Annotated in this window: 25 protein-coding genes; 17 read left to right on the top strand and 8 right to left on the bottom strand. The window is 35.5% G+C overall.

Going from position 1 to position 19263, the window contains the following annotated elements:
- Window positions 1-35: 35 nt before the first annotated feature.
- Window positions 36-1202 carry a competence protein CoiA gene (locus E2636_RS11345; RefSeq protein WP_134210285.1) on the top strand — a complete coding sequence of 389 codons (1167 nt, stop codon included), beginning with the start codon at window positions 36-38 and terminating at the stop codon, window positions 1200-1202.
- Between the two features lie 55 nt (window positions 1203-1257).
- Complete coding sequence (pepF, locus tag E2636_RS11340) at window positions 1258-3075, top strand: oligoendopeptidase F (protein WP_134210284.1); 1818 nt, start codon at window positions 1258-1260, stop codon at window positions 3073-3075.
- Window positions 3076-3425: 350 nt separating this feature from the next.
- Here the strand turns inward: pepF and E2636_RS11335 are convergent, their stop codons facing one another.
- The 3 genes from E2636_RS11335 to E2636_RS11325 form a co-directional block, all read right to left on the bottom strand.
- Complete coding sequence (locus E2636_RS11335; protein WP_134210283.1) at window positions 3426-4232, bottom strand: ClpXP adapter SpxH family protein; 807 nt, start codon at window positions 4230-4232, stop codon at window positions 3426-3428.
- Entirely contained in the window at window positions 4229-4627 is a 399-nt protein-coding gene (locus E2636_RS11330; RefSeq protein ID WP_134210282.1) for a globin domain-containing protein, read from the bottom strand. Before E2636_RS11330 ends, E2636_RS11335 begins: the two co-directional genes overlap by 4 nt.
- 158 nt (window positions 4628-4785) lie before the next feature.
- The gene (locus tag E2636_RS11325; protein ID WP_134210281.1) at window positions 4786-5358 is read right to left on the bottom strand and encodes a CYTH domain-containing protein; all 573 of its coding nucleotides are present in this window, start codon (window positions 5356-5358) and stop codon (window positions 4786-4788) included.
- Between the two features lie 109 nt (window positions 5359-5467).
- Here E2636_RS11325 and E2636_RS11320 point away from each other — a divergent pair, with 109 nt between their 5' ends.
- From E2636_RS11320 to E2636_RS11305, 4 genes are read left to right on the top strand one after another with little or no spacing between them, the layout of a single operon-like run.
- The gene (locus E2636_RS11320) at window positions 5468-5854 is read left to right on the top strand and encodes a UPF0738 family protein (RefSeq protein WP_134210280.1); all 387 of its coding nucleotides are present in this window, start codon (window positions 5468-5470) and stop codon (window positions 5852-5854) included.
- Window positions 5855-5898: 44 nt separating this feature from the next.
- The gene (locus E2636_RS11315; protein ID WP_134210279.1) at window positions 5899-6558 is read left to right on the top strand and encodes a GTP diphosphokinase; all 660 of its coding nucleotides are present in this window, start codon (window positions 5899-5901) and stop codon (window positions 6556-6558) included.
- A 12-nt stretch (window positions 6559-6570) separates the two neighbouring features.
- Window positions 6571-7371 carry an NAD kinase gene (locus E2636_RS11310; protein WP_017381600.1) on the top strand — a complete coding sequence of 267 codons (801 nt, stop codon included), beginning with the start codon at window positions 6571-6573 and terminating at the stop codon, window positions 7369-7371.
- Window positions 7343-8236, top strand: coding sequence for an RluA family pseudouridine synthase (locus E2636_RS11305; protein WP_208324069.1), 894 nt, complete (start codon window positions 7343-7345; stop codon window positions 8234-8236). Before E2636_RS11310 ends, E2636_RS11305 begins: the two co-directional genes overlap by 29 nt.
- On the opposite strand, the gene prpE is transcribed toward E2636_RS11305, so the two are convergent.
- On the bottom strand, window positions 8233-8976 hold the full coding sequence (prpE, locus tag E2636_RS11300) for a bis(5'-nucleosyl)-tetraphosphatase PrpE (RefSeq protein WP_134210278.1): 744 nt from the start codon (window positions 8974-8976) through the stop codon (window positions 8233-8235). The two genes, E2636_RS11305 and prpE, sit on opposite strands and share 4 nt — an antisense overlap.
- A 100-nt stretch (window positions 8977-9076) precedes the next feature.
- Between prpE and mgtE the strand changes: the two genes are divergently transcribed.
- From mgtE to E2636_RS11285, 3 genes are all read left to right on the top strand, one after another.
- Window positions 9077-10450 (top strand): magnesium transporter, encoded by a 1374-nt coding sequence (gene mgtE / locus E2636_RS11295; RefSeq protein ID WP_134210277.1) that lies wholly within the window; start codon window positions 9077-9079, stop codon window positions 10448-10450.
- A gap of 332 nt (window positions 10451-10782) precedes the next feature.
- Complete coding sequence (gene fabI, locus E2636_RS11290) at window positions 10783-11553, top strand: enoyl-ACP reductase FabI (RefSeq protein ID WP_134210276.1); 771 nt, start codon at window positions 10783-10785, stop codon at window positions 11551-11553.
- A 42-nt stretch (window positions 11554-11595) separates the two neighbouring features.
- A complete protein-coding gene (locus tag E2636_RS11285; RefSeq protein ID WP_134210275.1) occupies window positions 11596-11952 on the top strand; it encodes a hypothetical protein in 357 nt (118 codons plus the stop codon).
- Between the two features lie 211 nt (window positions 11953-12163).
- On the opposite strand, the gene E2636_RS11280 is transcribed toward E2636_RS11285, so the two are convergent.
- Window positions 12164-12697 carry a CotY/CotZ family spore coat protein gene (locus E2636_RS11280; RefSeq protein WP_134210274.1) on the bottom strand — a complete coding sequence of 178 codons (534 nt, stop codon included), beginning with the start codon at window positions 12695-12697 and terminating at the stop codon, window positions 12164-12166.
- Window positions 12698-12844: 147 nt separating this feature from the next.
- Here E2636_RS11280 and E2636_RS11275 point away from each other — a divergent pair, with 147 nt between their 5' ends.
- The 6 genes from E2636_RS11275 (at window position 12845) to E2636_RS11250 (ending at window position 15549) form a co-directional block, all read left to right on the top strand.
- Entirely contained in the window at window positions 12845-13249 is a 405-nt protein-coding gene (locus tag E2636_RS11275) for a YhcN/YlaJ family sporulation lipoprotein (RefSeq protein ID WP_134210273.1), read from the top strand.
- Window positions 13249-13704: a stage V sporulation protein AC gene (gene spoVAC / locus E2636_RS11270; RefSeq protein ID WP_134210272.1), complete on the top strand. Its 456-nt coding sequence runs from the start codon at window positions 13249-13251 to the stop codon at window positions 13702-13704. Before E2636_RS11275 ends, spoVAC begins: the two co-directional genes overlap by 1 nt.
- Window positions 13698-14699: a beta-ketoacyl-[acyl-carrier-protein] synthase family protein gene (locus tag E2636_RS11265; protein ID WP_134210271.1), complete on the top strand. Its 1002-nt coding sequence runs from the start codon at window positions 13698-13700 to the stop codon at window positions 14697-14699. The genes spoVAC and E2636_RS11265 overlap by 7 nt, the downstream gene beginning before the upstream one ends.
- A 9-nt stretch (window positions 14700-14708) precedes the next feature.
- On the top strand, window positions 14709-15074 hold the full coding sequence (spoVAE, locus tag E2636_RS11260) for a stage V sporulation protein AE (RefSeq protein WP_017379406.1): 366 nt from the start codon (window positions 14709-14711) through the stop codon (window positions 15072-15074).
- Window positions 15075-15151: 77 nt separating this feature from the next.
- Window positions 15152-15277: a YjcZ family sporulation protein gene (locus E2636_RS11255; protein ID WP_134210270.1), complete on the top strand. Its 126-nt coding sequence runs from the start codon at window positions 15152-15154 to the stop codon at window positions 15275-15277.
- An 11-nt stretch (window positions 15278-15288) separates the two neighbouring features.
- A complete protein-coding gene (locus E2636_RS11250; RefSeq protein ID WP_017379405.1) occupies window positions 15289-15549 on the top strand; it encodes a stage VI sporulation protein F in 261 nt (86 codons plus the stop codon).
- 87 nt (window positions 15550-15636) lie between these two features.
- Here the strand turns inward: E2636_RS11250 and E2636_RS11245 are convergent, their stop codons facing one another.
- The 3 genes from E2636_RS11245 to E2636_RS11235 form a co-directional block, all read right to left on the bottom strand.
- Complete coding sequence (locus tag E2636_RS11245) at window positions 15637-16065, bottom strand: GNAT family N-acetyltransferase (RefSeq protein WP_134210269.1); 429 nt, start codon at window positions 16063-16065, stop codon at window positions 15637-15639.
- A gap of 1 nt (window position 16066) precedes the next feature.
- Window positions 16067-16585 carry a YjcG family protein gene (locus E2636_RS11240; protein ID WP_134210268.1) on the bottom strand — a complete coding sequence of 173 codons (519 nt, stop codon included), beginning with the start codon at window positions 16583-16585 and terminating at the stop codon, window positions 16067-16069.
- Between the two features lie 75 nt (window positions 16586-16660).
- The gene (locus E2636_RS11235) at window positions 16661-17383 is read right to left on the bottom strand and encodes an alpha/beta hydrolase (RefSeq protein WP_134210267.1); all 723 of its coding nucleotides are present in this window, start codon (window positions 17381-17383) and stop codon (window positions 16661-16663) included.
- Between the two features lie 99 nt (window positions 17384-17482).
- Here E2636_RS11235 and E2636_RS11230 point away from each other — a divergent pair, with 99 nt between their 5' ends.
- Window positions 17483-18067, top strand: a complete 585-nt coding sequence (locus E2636_RS11230) for a phosphatidylglycerophosphatase A family protein (protein ID WP_134210266.1) — start codon at window positions 17483-17485, stop codon at window positions 18065-18067.
- A gap of 111 nt (window positions 18068-18178) precedes the next feature.
- Window positions 18179-19168, top strand: coding sequence for a TAXI family TRAP transporter solute-binding subunit (locus tag E2636_RS11225; RefSeq protein ID WP_134210265.1), 990 nt, complete (start codon window positions 18179-18181; stop codon window positions 19166-19168).
- Window positions 19169-19263: the final 95 nt, after the last annotated feature.

Genomic DNA, 19263 nt, shown 5'->3' with positions numbered 1-19263 from the left:
TAACGGAATATTCGTAAAATAATCAAAAAGGAGGAGTGTATATATTAACTGCATACAAAGATAACAAAGAAATTTTTACCGTTACTAGACAAATGACAAGAGAACAATTAGTATTTTTGCGAAACACAAGTCACTTTACTTGTCCCCAATGCGAAACATCACTTCGCTTGAAACTCGGCAAAGTCGTGATCCCCCATTTCGCACATATTGTATTAACCAATTGTTTAACTTCATTTTCAGAAAGAGAATCTCCCACTCATTTAATTGGAAAACAACAGCTTGCTGAATTCTTTACACGTGTAGGATGTGACGTTTCAGTTGAAGCTTATTTACCAAAAATTTCACAGCGTCCAGATTTGTTAGTGAAAAGAAATAAAGAAATATACGCGGTTGAATTTCAATGTAGTGTGATGCCAATTGATGATGTAATAAAAAGAAATCAAGGTTATTTAAAGATAAAGACTCGTTCAATATGGTTGCTTCGTACACCTTTAAATATTCAAATAAACGAAATAGGGATTACTTATTTAAAAATTTCTAAATTTATTCAAAATTTTATTGGAATCCAGTCAATTTCTGGGGCTACCATACTGACTTACGATCCAACAACTTGCCAATTCATATATATAAGTCACTTAATGCATATTAGTGGTACTTCATTTATCGCGAAAATTCGTTCTTTATCCACTAAGCAACAAACGTTTCCATTTGCTCAAGTAAAACCACTCACTCTGACAGAGAGCAAACAATACTGGAGCATTTTTCAACATAAAAGGAATAGATTTTTACGTACTCGAATTCGAATGAATAAACATGGTGTAAAAGACCGACTATTAAAACATTGCTATGAGCAGCAATTACGTCCAGAAAACTTGCCTTTATATATTGGATTTCCAATTTCTGAATCAGAAACGATTCAAAATCATCTTGTTGAATGGCAGTTAGCGCTAATTTACACACTTTCCAATCAACAACATAGGGATATCGATTATATAAGTGACTTGTGGATTGAATCGTTTATTTTAGCGCAATGTAAAGTTTTTCATCTAGAAAAAGCTAAATTAGTAGTCAGACGCTATTGTCGTTTTCTCCAAGTAATTAATTTTAATATCAATGAATCTATTTCTGAACAATTTATTAGTGACTCTAAAATACTAGACCACTTTGAGGAAGTAATAGTTGCAAAACGTTGTGAAAATTGAGAAAATATAGTAGTTATTCGATTTTTCAATTAAATGATTTAAGGAGGAACTAATAATGTCAACAGATAGTAAAAACAAAATCCTAACGCGCGAGAAAGTTCCAACAGAATTAACTTGGAAGCTTGAAGATATTTTTTCAAGTGATGAAGTCTGGGAAGTTGAATACAAAGAAGTAAGTGAACTATCAGAAAAAGCAGAAGCTTTCAAAGGAACTTTTGGAAATGGAGCACAAGCATTATACAATGCCTTAGCGTTTAAAGATGAAGTGTCAGAGAGAATTTATAAGTTATACACATATTCACATATGCGTTACGATCAAGATACAACAAATAGTCATTATCAAGCGATGGATAGTAGGATTAAAACCTTACTTGTAAAAGTATCAACTGGCCTATCATTCATCACACCAGAAATTTTAGCATTAGATGAATCTATTGTTTTGAGTTATGTAAATGAACATGAAGAATTACAATTATACAAACAAGTGCTAAAGGAAATTAATGAAATGCGTCCGCATGTATTGCCAGCCGAACAAGAAGCATTGCTCGCACAAGTTTCTGAAGTTACGAATGCATCTTCTGAAACTTTTAGTATGTTAAACAATGCTGATTTAGAATTTCCTTCAATAAAAGATGAGAATGGTGATGAACTAGAATTAACACAGGGTCGCTATACACGCTTTTTAGAAAGTGGAGACCGTCGTGTACGTGAAGACGCATTCCATGCAATGTATGCTACTTATGGGAAGTTTCGCAATACTTTTGCATCTACTCTTTCTGGAAATGTAAAACGCGATAATGTGAATGCACGTATACGCAACTTCACGTCTGCTCGTCATGCAGCAATGTCTGAAAATCAAATTCCTGAACAAGTGTATGATAATTTAATTACCACTGTGAACAAAAACCTGCACTTGTTGCAACGTTACGTGTCTTTACGTAAGAAAGTATTAGGTCTAGATGAATTGCATATGTGGGATCTATATACGCCACTTGTAAAGGAAGTGAAAATGGAAATTCCTTATGAAGAAGCAAAAGGCATCATGCTAAAAAGCTTTGCGCCTCTTGGAGAGGAATATACATCAATTGCTACTAAGGGACTTGAAAATCGTTGGGTAGATGTTGTTGAAAATAAAGGCAAACGCTCAGGTGCTTATTCATCTGGATCATATGGGACAAACCCTTATGTGCTAATGAACTGGCAAGATAATGTAAATAACTTATTTACACTTGCGCATGAGTTCGGACATAGTTTGCATAGCTATTATTCACGTGCGAGTCAACCATTTGTTTATGGTAATTATTCGATTTTTGTTGCCGAAGTGGCTTCAACTTGTAACGAAGCATTATTAAATGAATATATGTTAAAAACAGTCGATGACGAGCAAAAACGTATTTACTTATTAAATTATTGGTTAGAAGGATTCCGTGGAACAGTATTCCGTCAAACAATGTTCGCAGAGTTTGAGCACCTAATTCATAAAATGGATCAAGAAGGGGAAGCGTTAACAGCAGATAAATTAACAGAAGTTTATTATGACTTAAATAAAAAATACTTTGGTGATGACATTGTTATAGACGAAGAAATAGGTCTTGAATGGGCTCGAATCCCGCATTTTTACTATAACTATTATGTGTACCAATATTCAACGGGATATAGTGCTGCAGTAGCATTAAGCAATCAAATTCTATCAGAAGGTCAACCTGCAGTGGATCGTTATATCAATAAATTCTTAAAAGCAGGTTGTTCAGATACACCAATTGAAGTATTGAAAAAAGCAGGAGTTGATATGACATCGACTGCTCCTATCGAAGAGGCATGTAAAGTATTTGAACAGAAGTTAGCAGAGCTAGAAAGTTTATTACTAAAATAAAAAAAGATCTTCATCCGACATTGGATGGAGATCTTTTTTTAATTGAATGATATTTCAAAATAATATTTACTGCGTAATATTATTTTACTAATCTATCGCTTAAAGTATATATTAGAATATAATTTCATAAAAAGATTGTGAATGATTGATTTATTTGTTATGTCATGATATCATTCAAATGTGAAATAAATCACATACAAACATACACCCCTTTGTTTATACGTGAGCATTTCTCCCATCCCCTTTGTGAAAAGAAGCGCCTCTCCATAATTGGAGAGGCGCTTCTTTGTTTAAATATAATAAAGTGTCTTTCATACTACTAGCACTAAAGCTAGAGTGAGATTTTACTTTTATTTTGTACTAGTTTTGAGTCTCCATTGATTAGTATCGGCTAATGGAATTCTTTCTAGTTGTTGAAGTAACATTCGTTTTTTTAATTCGCGTTCTGCTGCATAATGTGTAACACCATAAATGGAAGCTACTTCTTTTGTAGACAATGTATGATAACGTAAAAATAGTTCATCAAGCGTTGGTGGTTCCTGCCGAAATAATTCAATATTCAACATCTCAGCTAAAATCTTTTCGTACACTTCGTAAGAATAAATGCCACATACTTTAAGTCCTTCATCTTCAATATGTTCATTGAAAAATACCATACTTGGAGATTCGGTGACTTCCATTTCACGACTGATATAGAGGTCGCATTGGAATGCGCGTGTAGCTTCTTTAGATTGAATATCAGATTTAAATTCTTCTACATCTAACTGTGCTTGTTCTGCAATTGTCAATAAACTGGAATAGGTCGCTACATTTTTTGTATCTAAGAATAGCTGTTCTTGTAGCTTTTGTAAATAACGCATTCCTGCTCGTTTTCCTTGAAGTTCAGCAGCTTTAATTGCTACCGATGGAAGAGCAGGATGTGTAAAATCGTCATCATTTATGGTAACACTGTTACAAGTTGAATTAAGGCTAGAAAGTTTTGTACTAAGAACAACGCGTAACGTGAAATAATGATTATACTGCACTTGCAATTTTCGCAAAATCGGTTGTAAATCAAAGTATGATGAGCATAGTGGATCGATAAACGCGTAAAGCTCTATTGGCTTTGTTGTACTCGTAGAAACAATCGCTTCGGGCGGAATCTGCAAGTTATTCACACGATTTCCTCCTCTTGGTCAGGCCGGTTCGTCATATGATGAGCCGTTAGTACAAGTCGATTATATAAATCATCGCGAATTTTCCCTTCAAACTTCACTTCATCCATGGCAAGAGCCATACACTCAAGCCAAGCTTGAGCTTTATCAGGTGTAATTGGGAAATGCATATGTCTTGCACGAAGCATGGGATGTCCGTGTTCTTGTGAATATATATTAGGTCCGCCTAAATATTGTGTCAAAAATTGTTTTTGTTTACGAGCAGTTTCCGTCAAATCTTCTGGAAATATATGCTTAAGCTTTGGGTGTGCCGCGACTTTTCCGTAAAATACATCAATTAGTTGCGACAATAAATCCGGACCAATTTCCTCATAAGGAATGATAGGTTTTCGGGTCATAATAAGAACTCCTTTGCTTTCGCTGTCATTTCATTCTATCAACCTCACGTATTTTTCTCAAACAAATCGATTTTGTAATTTGGATACTTTGTGTTAGTTGAGTCAATTATCAAACGGATATAAATTGAAGTAATTGAAAGCTTGACTAATACTATATGTTATTTACGTTGAGCTTTTGTCATGAAACGTGCAATTTTTTTTAAAGTTTGGCGTTTTGGAATTTGATAAATCTCTAGTAATTTATTAAAGCTTTGTTGTCCTTTTTCTAAATCGGTTACTTCAAACTCTATTTCGTAGTCGGTATGCTCCAAATAATCAGAACGATCCAATACCAACAACCCATCTTGATAAGGTATCTCTGCTCGTTCGGTTCGAAGTGTACCAAATGCAACTAAAAGCTCAGGCAATAGTTGAAATTCACTATAAATTCTAGGTTTTATTACACCGGAAAGTAGGATTTCATTTCGCTCACTTGAAGAAATAAGGTGAGTTGTTTCAATCATTGTATGAACATTTTCACCTGGTGATTTTAAGGTCAATTCATTGCGTTCTTCAAGGACTCTTAATCGAAATCCAATGAAAGCGTCACGGAACTGATTATCTGGTGTATCAAAATAAGTATTTGTCTGTAAATGAAAATCCTGTTTGGAAATGCCAAAACCTCTACATAGTTGATCAAACTCTTCTTTTGTTAAAAGATTTTTGAATTCAATTTCTTTTTGAATGGTCATTGAAAAAACACCGCCTTAGTTATTATTATCCTAAAAAAATTGCAAACTGCAACATATGAGACTCTGTGATAAAATATGGGGTAAGTAAAGATTGAAAGGAAGATCTTAAATGCGTAAAACTTATACAGTAATTAGTGGTATTCAAAATGGTTCAAATATTCGATTTATTTTAGAAGAAGACCCAACAGGCCAAGAAGTAAAAGCGGGTGGACAGTTAATTACTGATTCAGATAAAAATGCCTTTGTTTATTTAATGGATGATACAGACGGGTATATTTATGTCCAATTTCCGAAGATGGTTTGGCCTTTTCTTGCAACGTCACTTGCAGCAGATAAAGAACCAGTATTAGCCTGGGGACAAACGGAAATTTCATTAGATAATTTTAGAGCAGAATTAAACATGCTCATTTTTAATATTGAAGGCAATCATAATTATGGTGAAGAGTTTGCAAATTCAGTTGAGGATGCGTTTAAAGAACAACTTTTAGCACAGTGAATAATGGTAGTGAATCACTAAAGTAATGGCAAGGGGGACTCGTTATGGGACAATGGGAACGTTTTTTAGAGCCTTATAAACAAGCAGTAGATGAATTGAAAATTAAATTCAAAGGTATTCGTACTCAATATGAAATAGAAAATACAAACTCACCGATCGAGTTTATTACTGGTCGAGTAAAACCTATTGCGAGTATATACGATAAAACACTTGAAAAAGGATTTGCATTTGAGCCTTCCGAGCGTTTAGTAAACGAACTGCAGGATATTGCAGGTTTGCGTATTATGTGTCAATTTGTTGACGACATTGAAACTGTGGTCGATTTGCTGCGCCATCGTCATGATATAAAAGTCGTAGAAGAGCGTGATTATATTTCACATGAAAAACCGAGTGGTTATCGTTCTTATCATATGATTGTGGAATATCCTGTTCAAACCATTCATGGAAAAATTCAAATATTAGTAGAAATTCAAATCCGTACGTTAGCAATGAATTTCTGGGCTTCTATAGAACACTCGTTAAACTACAAATACAAAGGTTTATTTCCAGAAGAAATAAAAAATAGATTGCAAAGTGCAGCTGAAGCCGCATTTAGGTTAGATGAAGAAATGTCACTCATACGAGATGAAATCCAAGCAGCACAAAAATACTTTAGTGAATATAAAGAGATTGGAAACGTAAATTTCCCTTCAAAGAGAAAGTAGGTGGAGACGTTCATGAAATTTGCCATCCAATCACGTAATGATGAACACTCAAACGAACTAATGGACCGTGCTAAAACATACTTAACTGATTTTGGACTTACTTGGAATGAAGATGCACCTGATATCGTTATTTCAATTGGCGGAGACGGTACTTTACTTCATGCTTTTCATAGATATCGTGATCAATTGTCTACTGTGGCATTTGTTGGAATTCACACTGGGCATTTAGGATTTTACGCCGATTGGAAACCCTCTGAAATAGAAAAATTAGTGATTTCGATTTCTAAGAAAGAATTCCAAGTTACTGAGTATCCATTGCTTGAAGCGACAATTAATTATCGTAGTAATAATGACCAAAGTGTTTATTTAGCATTAAATGAAAGTACCATTAAGTCTCCTGACGTGACATTAGTGATGGATGTGGAACTTAACGATAGTCATTTTGAGCGTTTTCGTGGAGACGGTCTTTGTATGTCAACACCTTCAGGAAGTACTGCTTACAATAAAGCACTTGGTGGCGCGGTGATTCATCCGTCATTAGAAGCGATGCAATTAACGGAGATGGCATCCATTAATAATCGTGTCTTCCGAACAGTGGGCGCGCCCCTGATTTTGCCTGCTCACCATACATGTGTGTTAAAACCAGTAAAAGCCCCTGACTTTATGGTAACAATTGATCATATACAATTGTTACTTAAAGACGTCAAATCAATTCAGTATCGTGTTGCAAAAGAGAAAGTACGATTTGCGAGATTCCGTCCTTTCCCATTTTGGAAAAGGGTTCATGATTCGTTTATTGATAGCGATGTGTAAACAATTCCAACTTACATTTAATTCAACTGAAGAAATTTTACTGCGCGAAGCTCTATCTAAGTGGGGGATATCCAAGCGTACATTAACGTCAATTAAATTTGATGGTGGTTCTTTACTTGTAAATGGACATGAAAAAACGGTTAGACATCCACTGGCTATAGGGGATGTAATAACCGTTATTTTCCCATTAGAAGAAGTTAGCTCAGGTTTAATTCGCCAAAAAGGATCACTTGATATTGTTTATGAAGACGATGTCTTATTAATTGTTAATAAACCACCTGGTCAAAGCACGATTCCTTCAAGGGAACATCCGTCAGGAACACTAGCAAATTATGTTGCTTATTATTATGAACAAATGTCAATTCCTTCAACTGTTCATATCTTGACTCGCCTCGACAAGGACACTTCTGGACTAGTGTGTTTAGTGAAAAATCGACATATCCATCACATCATGAATCGTTCTCATATGATAAATAAAACGTATGAAGCCATCACTCATGGCAAGATTGTTCAAAGTTTTCAAGAAATAATAGCACCAATTGGTCGGAAAGGAAGTAGCATTATTGAGCGTGAAGTTCGTGAAGATGGTCTTTTTGCTCATACAGATGTCAACGTTATTTATCCACATACGCATTTTTCGCATGTGAAGTGTCTACTACACACAGGAAGAACGCATCAAATACGTGTACATTTAGCACATATAGGTCATCCAATTATGGGAGATGATTTGTATGGAGGTAAAATCGATTTAATTAGCCGTCAAGCTCTTCACTGTACATCTGTAGAAATTAAACATCCCCTGACAGGTGAGCTATTGACCTTTACGAGTTCATTGCCTGTGGATATGAAGAAATTGCTTATTTAATCGCCAAAATCATGAAACTTTTCTTTCACATAAGGTTGCAAAGAAGGCACAGATACTATCTCTAGTTGAGGGTAACGAAGTGCAGTTAATTTCCCGCCAAATACACAACCCGTGTCGATATTAACGGTATGGTTTTTAAAGCGTGCTTCTTTTGTTGGTGTGTGACCATATACGACTAAAGAAGATCCTTTATATTGTTTAGCCCAATCTTTGCGAAGTGGTCTGCCATCCGATAGACTTTGGCCAGAAATATCGCCATACAAGACAAAAACGATGATGTTTTTTTGAAGTGGTCTACCTATCATATCTTCTCGAATTCCAGCATGAGCAATAATAAGCTGACCGTTGTCGAGTTGCTGATAAAATGGGAGTGCTTCATAAAAATTGATGTATCTTTTTCTAAACTGTTCCCGTTTATCTTTAGGCAATAAATTAAATTCGTTTACAGTCGTTTCTAAACCATGAGTAATGTGTACTTGGTGACCTTTAAAAAATCTGTAAAGTTTGTTGCAGTGATTTCCCGGGGAATAAAATAATTGCTTGGCATCCTGCATAGCAAACAATAAATTTAAGACAGCTAGTGATTGTGGCCCCCTATCAGTTGCATCTCCAACAAATGCCAACTTACGTCCCTGCGGATGAATAAATATACCAGAATTCCTTTGGTAGCCTAGTTTAGTTAGTAATCCAGTTAGTTCATCATAACAACCATGTATATCTCCAATGATGTCATACGACATATAAATCACCTCTTTTAAAGAAAATATGGCAATATCAACAGTGTAACAAAAACAATAAACAATGTAGAAATGAAAACATATAGGAAAGGAGGGGGCATACATGATTGACGATCGTAAAAATAACGAAGAACATAACTTAGATGCCGAACAATTGTTAACATTTTTAAATGAACACCAAGTTGATTCATTTAGAGAAGAGTTTTTATCATTACATCCGTATGACCAGGCACAATTTTTTGAAAAGGTGGGTCCTGACAGCAGGCAAATTATCTATCAGTATCTCTCTCCAAAAGAAATGTCCGAGATTTTCCAGTCAATTGAACTCGATGATGATGAATATGAACCCTTCTTAAAAGAAATGGATAATACGTATGCAGCAGATATGTTATCTGAAATGTATGCGGATAATGCTGTAGACGTTTTAAATGAGTTAGGTAAAGATCAAGTTGCCAGCTATTTAACTATAATGGATGATGAATCAGCTCAAGAAATTAAAGATTTACTCCACTATGAAGAGTACACGGCTGGTTCAATTATGACGACCGAGTATGTGGCAATTCCAGAAAATTCGACCGCTCGATCTGCGATGATGATCTTACGTAATGCTGCACCTGAAGCAGAAATAATATACTATCTTTTCGTCGTAAATGATGATCATCAATTAACTGGTGTAGTGTCATTACGTGATTTGATTATTGCGGATGAGGATACGTTAATTAGTTCGATTAAAAATGATCGAGTGGTTAGTGTATCGGTAAGTGAAGATCAAGAAGAAGTAGCAAGAATGATTAAAGATTATGATTTCTTAGCAGTTCCAGTTGTCGATTTCCAAAATCATTTACTCGGAATTATCACAGTAGATGATATTTTAGATGTTCTTGAAGAAGAAGCGAATGACGATTACTCGAAATTAGCTGCCGTTTCAGAAATGGACACGTTTGATAAAGGACCTTTAACTGCGGCAAAGAAAAGACTGCCATGGCTAATTATTTTATTATTTTTAGGAATGTTTACGGCAAGTTTGATGGGAATATTTGAAGGAGTCTTAGATCAAGTAGCAATTTTAGCTGTTTTTATTCCATTAATTGCAGGAATGGCTGGAAATAGTGGTACGCAAGCTTTAGCTGTTGCAGTCCGTGGTATCGCAACGGGCGATATCGAGGAACAAAGTAAAATGAAATTGTTAATGCGCGAAGCAGGAACAGGTCTTATAACAGGAATAGTTTGTGCGGTTTTCAGTGTAGGAATAGTCTATTTCTTACAACAAGACCTATTACTTGGTCTTCTAGTCGGGGCAGCAATATTCGGCTCCATTTTTGTCGCGACCATGTCAGGATCATTTATTCCACTTCTCTTTCACCGGATGAATATTGACCCAGCGGTAGCTTCAGGTCCATTTATTACAACACTAAATGACATTATTAGTATTTTAATATATTTAGGTTTAGCAACTATATTTCTTTCTCAACTTTAAAAAAGTGCTCTCATCACTTTTTTAAAGTTTTTTTATATGAAAAGTATGGATTGACTTGCTAGGTTGACGTTAATTCGTTCCAGATTGACAGATAAGGACTTCCGTCTTTCTGGTTGTGTAAAATGAAATGGAGCGATATTTTTTCTATTCGACGAGTCTATTTCTAGGCTATTATCTCAATAAAAGTATCATGCAAATATGTATGGAATATTTTCATTAACCCGGAAACGAAATTACCTATTATTATTCTACTATTTTTTTGCACTTTTATTTTTTGTGATGTATTATTAGTACCAGGTATTAATAATTAGAATTAATAGGGGGATTTTTTTATGTCTTTGTCATTACAAGGAAAAACATACGTCATCATGGGTGTAGCAAATAAAAGAAGTATCGCTTGGGGAATTGCACAATCACTAGATAAAGCGGGAGCAAATATTATTTTTACTTATGCTGGGGAACGATTTGAAAAGTCTGTTCGTGATTTAGTGGCAACATTAGAAGGGAAACATGAACTCGTACTTCCTTGTGATGTAACAAATGACGAAGATGTAGAGAAATGTTTCTCAACAATTGGGCAACAGGTAGGTAAAGTTGATGGCTTAGCTCACTGTATCGCATTTGCAAAAACAGAAGAATTAGCAGGGAATTTCTCAGATACGTCTCGTGAAGGATTTTTACTTGCACATAATATCAGCGCTTTCTCATTAACTGTCGTAGCGAAAGCTGTTAAACCATTGATGACTGAAGGTGGTAGCATCGTTACTTTAACGTATATAGGTGGAGAAAAAGTTGTACCTAACTACAACATCATGGGAGTGGCAAAAGCATCACTAGAAATGTCAGTACGCTACTTAGCAGCTGATTTAGGACAATATAACATACGTGTAAACGCAATTTCAGCAGGCCCGATACGCACTTTGTCTGCAAAAGGTATAAGCGATTTTAACAGCGTCTTAAAAGAAATTGAAGAGCGTGCACCACTTCGTCGCAACACTACGCCAGAAGAAGTTGGCGATACTGCATTATTTTTATTTAGTCAATTATCTCGTGGAATCACAGGCGAAACGATTCATTGTGACAGTGGTTTTCACATATTGTAAACATACTGCATAAACTACTTCAAAAAGGGTGTGTATGTTTCATTGGAAAATGATCCGCTCCTTTTTGTCCATGGTCCGCCTGTATATCGGCATGTGCCAAAAGTTTCTCGATGGCAAGAAGAAAGTACTTCAATCTTCCCTGAACCTTTAGCAAAAGCAGTCGAAATTGATCCGTTGATGTGGAAAAGGCTTCTTTTTTTGAAAACAGATTTAGCAAAACATGTTTACAAACCACTGTGCTTTCAATTTAAAGATGGTGAAAAAATTTGTGGAGCTGTTGATGCATTACATCTACAAAGCGTTCAAATTAGATTACCTGAAGGTGAATTAGTAGCAGTTGAAATTCAAGATATTCAAGAGATTTGGTGGCGGGGGAAAATCCTTCCTGTTCGAATTTAAACTTTTATGCAAAAATCATCCATTTATTTATAATGGATGATTTTTGTGTTTAAAACATTTTTACCACATAAGTTTTTTTGCATCCTGAAAAAAATATCATATATATTTCTTAACAATCCGCACAAACTATATGAATACAAAAATTAAGCCCAACCTCCTTTTGAATGGAAGTTGGGCTTGTTAGACACTGCACGCTTGAAGTGTTATTTAATTATTCACATACACCAAGAAATACATCAGCTACACATTCAATGCCGCAGAAGCAGTTTAAATCAACTGTAATACAGCTATCAGAAAGTCGGAAATTTCTTACTTCACAGATTTTCTTCAAGTTTAATTTAGTACCGCAATCATTAATTAGATTTACTTCTTTTTTATGACGATCTACTGGCTCTAATACACGAAGAGTTGCACAGCAACCATCGAATATGTCTTCAACACGGAAGAATACAGAGAAGCAATCACAGTCATGGTAGTCATTATCGCGGAAGAAAGCTTTGAAAGGCGTACCATCTTTTGTCAAAAGCATGAATACACGAGTATCCGCTTGTTGACGTGCTGGACTTACTAATCCACCTAGTGGTTCAAGGAAACAATTAGTTGGACATTCCGGACAGTCGTTGTCCACTACAGCATCTTGAATGTCTTTAATTGCACGAACTACGTCACAGATACATCTACCTTTACCTGTTGTAATACCTTCAATGGATGATGTTGTTGATTCATATTTACGTTCACATCCCATTTTTTTCACCTCCCAATCTTTTTAAGTCTTTATACTGTATGTAGGTTGTGTTCATACAACAGGGCGGCTAAATCAATTTGTGTATAAACTTTTGAATAGTAACCATAATAAATAGTAACCATAATAAAGATAAAAGGTGATAAATTGATGAAAAAATTCAGGTGGGTAAGTTGTGTCTTACTATTACTAACAGGTTGTTCGAACGATTCGCAAGTATCCACTTATCACGTGGAAGATGATCAACAAGAAATTGAATTGATTCAAACAGCTCTTAAAGACAATCAAAATATAAACGATGCAGATGTCGTTTTTTTTGATCATCAACTTGTGGTTGCCATACAAGTAAAACCATTATCAAAATTCAAAAAAGTGAAAATTACAAAGTCTTTTGAAAAGGAAGTCAAATCACTATTTCCAGACCATAAAGTTTTTGTATCTAGTGATTTAAAAATTTCGTGGGAACTAGAGAAAATCATTAAAGAAAAACCAACTATGGAAGACTTGAAAAAAGATTTAGACGACATTCAAGCACTGTCAAAGGAGGTAACATAATGGATGTTAATTCCTATCAACAAACGGTGGATCAAATGGCACCAAAACGACCAATTGTAAAGAATTGTTTGAAAGCTTTTTTTGTAGGAGGAATTATTTGTGGGATTGGACAAATCATTACTTTAACTTATATTTATTTTTTTTCTTTTACTGAACGTACAGCTAGTAATCCAACTGTAGCAACGTTGATTTTTATGTCAATGATATTAACAGGTTTAGGGATATATAAAAAAATTGGACAGTTTGGTGGAGCAGGCTCAGCAGTTCCAGTAACTGGATTTGGTAACGCAATTATTTCTGCTGCGATTGAACATAGGTCAGAAGGATTCATTCTTGGTGTAGGTGGAAACATGTTTAAACTTGCAGGCGCGGTTATTGTTTATGGTGTGTTTTCTGCATTTGTTGTCGCGCTTATTAAAACTAGTCTTGTTAAAATGGGGGTTATCTCTTGGTAAAAGCGAGAACGGTCCAATTTGTTTCTAAGCCAAGTATCGTGTCAACAGCAGTAGGAGTAGGACCTCTAGAAAAACAAAGTCCATTTCTTAAAAATTTCGACCTTATTTATGAAGATGAGAGAATCGGACAGGAAACGAATGAAAAAGGACATGCACAATTAATTGAGGAAACATGTAAATTGGCAATTATGAAAGGTGGATTTGAGGCACCAGATATTGATTTGTTTTTGTCTGGAGATTTGGTTAATCAAATGACACCTTCTAGTTTTGCAGCTCGTACACTGGCTACTCCTTTTATGGGAATGTTTTCTGCATGTGCAACTAGCGTTTCTTCACTTATTACAGCTAGCTTTTTTATTGAAACAAATCATATGGAGCGAATATTATTTGGTGCCGCAAGTCAGCACAATGCTGTCGAGAAACAATTTCGCTATCCCATTGAATATGGGGCTCAAAAGCCGCCTACAGGTCAATGGACTGTCACTGGGGCAGGTTATGGTATTCTTTCTACACATCAAAGCGAAAAACCGTATATACATTCTGCTACGATTGGACAAGTAATTGATTGTGAGTGTTTAGACCCACTGGATATGGGAAGTGCAATGGCTCCGGCTGCTTTTGACACAATTCAACAACATTTATCTCAAAATAAAGATACATCCTACGATTTTGTTATGACCGGTGATCTAGGGAAAAATGGCTATGCCATTTTGCAAGAATTAATTAAATCAAGTGGTATTTCTACTTATCCTGTCGATAGTTATAGAGATGCAGGTGCTGAATTTTATGGCAACAATGATAAATTTTTATCAGGAGGAAGTGGAGCAGGTTGTTCGGCTTCCGTTTACCTTGGACCTATATACGCAGAGTTATTGTCAAAGAAATGGAAGAAAATTTTATTAGTAGCAACAGGTGCTTTACTATCCCCATTATCATTTCAACAGGGCGAAACCATTCCATGTATTGCCCATGCTGTTGAAGTGACGATGGATTGAGGTGACAATATGATCTCTTCTATTATTATTGCTTTTGTAGTCGGTGGACTTGTTTGTGTAGTAGGACAACTTCTTTTCGATGTAGCGAAATTGACACCTGCGCATACACTAAGTTTATTGGTGGTTATTGGTTCTGTCCTTGATGGATTTGGTTTGTATGAGCCATTCATTGACTTCGCTGGAGCGGGCGCAACTGTCCCAATTACTTCTTTTGGTAATGCACTAACACATGGTGCTTTACAAGAGGCAGAAAAACATGGTTTTATTGGTGTAATAACTGGTATGTTTGAAGTGACAAGTTCAGGAATCAGTGCTGCCATTATTTTTGGTGTAGTTGGCGCAATTCTTTTTAAATCAAAAGGGAAAGTTTCCTGAGGTATATGCCCTTTTCATTTCTACCTATTTGCATATTCTAGGTCGAATGGGATGGTAGGTAAGGGAATAGTAGAAAGTTGCGGTTTTTACGATGGTTATCCACAAATACATCCAACTCATGCTCTTATAAAGGGTCAACATTTGTTCTTATTATTGTGCTATTTATCCTATTCATCATCGTAAGTAGCTATTATGTAAAATAGGAGGGAAACAAATGAACGACTCATTTTTTAAGAAAATTGAGCAAAAAACTGGTGTGTCTATGGATGAAGTTTTCGCATTAGCAAATGCAATACAGTACGCAGATTTTTCAGATGAAAAACAAGTACAAAAAATTGTTCGCAAAGTATCTAAAATTGCTGGAAAACCAATAACAAAAGATTTAGAAGAAAAAATTGTGAATTCGGTGGTTCAAAAAGGAAATAAGCTAAACTTAAATGAAATAGCTTCAATGATGAATCAGAAAAATGAATAAAAAAAGCACTTGTTCAATTATGAACAAGTGCTTTTTTTGATAATTCAGGTTTAAGAAGACAACTATTTTATTTTTTGGAACAACTTTTTATAATTCTTTTTGCATGGCACGATGAGGGATACCCGCATCCAAAAATTCTGGTGAAGTAATTTTGTAGTGAAGTTTTTCGTAAAATGGAATGGCATAGCTTTGAGCGTTTAGTTTAACTGTTTTTAATCCAGCTTCTTTCGCATAAAATTCCATTTTCTCCATCATCAAATTACCTAAATGCTTACCTCGGTATTGCGATAATATGCACACTCGCTCCACTTTTGAAATACCCGGTTCAGGTACCCGAATACGTCCCGCACCTATTGGCTCTTCACCGTCATATGCGACAAAATGGATTGCGGACTGATCATGTTCATCTAACTCTAAATCCACAGGAACATCTTGTTCTTGAACAAATACTTTTTGACGAATAAGAAAAGCATCTTCACGTTCTTTTTCTGTTTCCACTCGTTTTGCTGTAATCAAATTAGTTTTCAGCTCCAGTCAAACGGAATGTTTCATAAACCGTCCAATAACCATCTTCAAGTTGGTATAGCAAATGCAAGCGATCAATTGTTTCATCGTGATTAAGACCAGCCATTTTTAATTGAGCATATATATCATCATGTTCACCTGATGACATTTTTTGTGCAATTGTAATGTGCGGAACAAATGTATGTTCTGCTTTGAGTCCTAAACTCTCTTTGTGTAAATCTTCATGTAAATTAATTAATGCTTCAGTCTTATCAACTTTGAAATAAATTGCATTAGTAGTTGGTGCAAAAGAACTAACACCAGTTGCGTGTAATGTGAATGGTTTATGACGTTGAACCACGTTTCTGATACTGTTTGATAGTACTTCAATTTCAGTGTCACTTGCTTCAAAGACACCTTTAAGTGTCATGTGAGGGGTAATGAGTGAATAATGTGGATCATAACGTTTTCGATACGAATTTGCCAAATCTTGTAGTTTTTTAGATGGGAATGCAACGACTCCGTATTTCATCTGAAAAACCTCCTTCTTAGTTGAGTAAGTGCATACTCTTATTATAACAAAATTAATAAATTAGGCATTCAAAATTCATAGACTGAAATTCATTTTAATCGATCTTTTGATATCTGGCTGCCAATGCTTCCAAGTATGGTCTCCTATAAATTCGTCATAGAACACCAAAAACCCTTTTTCTTGCATCAAGGAATTCAAATCTCGATTTGGTTTCAGGAAATTTTCAATTTTCCCATTTGATAATTTCACTTTATCTTCACCTGTACCAATAATGTGATAAACAGAGAGAGAATGAGGTGTTCGAATATTTTCGACTTTAGATAAAACATCTGTATTCACCATCGGAGAATGTAAAATAACTTTTCCAAATATATTCGGATATTTTACTGCAGCAAGAAGAGACACTGTAGCTGCCAAAGAATCACCAATCAATGCTCTGCCCATGCCTATTTGATAGGTTGGGTATTCTTTATCTAAATAAGGAACAAGCTCATGAGCAAGAAAACGTAAGTAAGCATCATGTTGTTCTCCAGATGGATGGTATTTCTTGTTGCGATCTTCTACACTTTTATAGGGAATACCAACAATAATTATATTTTCAATTTCTTTGTTTTCAAGTAGTTCGTCTGTAACACGTGAAATCCGTCCTAATTGGAAGTAATCTTTCCCGTCAGATGCAATTAACACGGTATATTTATAAAGTGGTGAGTAATTTGTTGGTAAATAAATCAGCAATTGCATATCTTCTTGTAAGGCGTCACTAAAAAGTGTAACGTCTTGAATTGTACCTTTAGACATCGTACATGACCTCCTCTAAATCTTGCTACAGAAATTGTATCATAATGCAGGTAGAACGTATATTCTTGAATAACCACTATAAGAAATGGAGATGATATTATGGATAACAATCAAGGAAGAATTCACTCTCAACAAGTATACGAAGCAACAAAATCAGCATTGAAACGACGCGGAGTTACCATAAAAGAGGTTTCAGAAATCGTTTTCGAAATGCAAGTTCCGTACAATGTTGGACTGACAATTGAACATTGCATAGAATCAGTTGAAAGTGTCTTGAAAAAGAGAGAAATGCAACATGCTATATTAGTAGGTATTGAACTTGATGAATTAGCGGAGAAGAAAATGTTATCAGATCCTCTTCAACAAATTATTGAATCAGATGAAGGGTTGTTCGGTGTAGATGAAATGATTGCATTGGGAGCCGCATATACATACGGCAGTATTGCAGTAACAACTTTTGGACATTTAGACAAAAATAAAATTGGTATTATTAAAAAGTTAGACACTAAAATAGGCAGTAGCATTCATACTTTTTTAGACGATCTAGTGGCAAGTATTGCTGCATGTGCTTCCTCTAGAATTGCACATCGTACACGTGATTTAGAAGAGAATCATGAGACTTTTGCTGATATTGAACCAGACGAAACAGCACCTGAGTCTAAAGTTGAGGGCGCAACTACCTAATAAGTTGGGAATAAAGTCTTTCTGACTCTTACAACAATTTGACAAACTATTAATAATTCGTGCTAAAATAATAGTTGATACAAACAAATCGTTATAGGAGGAGTAAATTATATGAAAAAAAAGCAACTAGGAATTCTTGCAGCACTGGGACTATCTGCAGCTTTAGTATTAAGCGCGTGTGGCAGTGGTAGCAGTAGTGATAGTGATGGTAGCAGTGAAAAGGAAGAAGAGTACAAGTTTTTAAGCATCGTTACGGGTGGTACAACTGGTACTTATTACGCACTAGGTGGAACTCTTGCACAAATTATTAAGACTGAAACAGGCGTAGATACAACTGCAGAGGTATCTCAAGCATCTGCTGCTAACATGACAGCGCTTAAAGATGGGAAAGCAGAAATTGCATTCGTACAAACGGATATCGCTTATTATGCTACAGCTGGTGAGTTTATGTTTGAAGGCGATGCAATCGATTCTATTTCTGCAATCGGTGCGTTATATCCAGAAACGGTTCAATTAGTAACAATATCTAAAACCGGCATTACATCATATGACGATTTAAGAGGGAAAAAAGTATCTGTAGGTGCTCCTGGGTCAGGAACATTTGCAAATGCTGAGCAATTATTAGAAATTCATGGCATGACAATGGACGATATACAAGCACAAAACTTAGATTTCGGTGAGTCACAAGAAAGTATACAGTCTGGTCAAATTGATGCAGCATTCATCACATCTGGTACACCAACAGGAGCAGTAGAAAGCTTAAACGCTTTATCTGAAGTTGTTATCGTACCTGTAGAAGACGCAAAAGCAGATGAGTTACTTGAGAAATATCCATACTATGCTAAGGAAACAATTCCTGCAGGAACATATGGTATGACTGAAGAAGTGCCAACAGTTTCAGTTCTTGCTATGTTAGCTGTAAGCAACGAACTTCCTGAGGATCTTGTGTACGATATTACAAAAGCAATTTACGAAAATACAGATAAAATCATGCATCCAAAAGGTGAATTCATTAAAGCTGAAACAGCTTTAGATGGAATCGATATAGATGTTCACCCTGGTGCACAAAAGTATTTCGACGAAGCTGGCGTTGGTAAATAATAAAAGCGCATAGCGTTCTATTAATAATTGTAATAACTAGACGATGAAGCATTATGCTTCATCGTTCTTATTCTTATTCAAGAATCGGGATGAGT

It is taken from the genome of Paenisporosarcina antarctica (genome assembly GCF_004367585.1).
Taxonomy (GTDB): Bacteria; Bacillota; Bacilli; order Bacillales_A; family Planococcaceae; genus Paenisporosarcina; species Paenisporosarcina antarctica.
The sequence above is the reverse complement of the archived record's forward strand: the minus strand, read 5'-3'. Positions and strand labels throughout refer to the sequence as shown.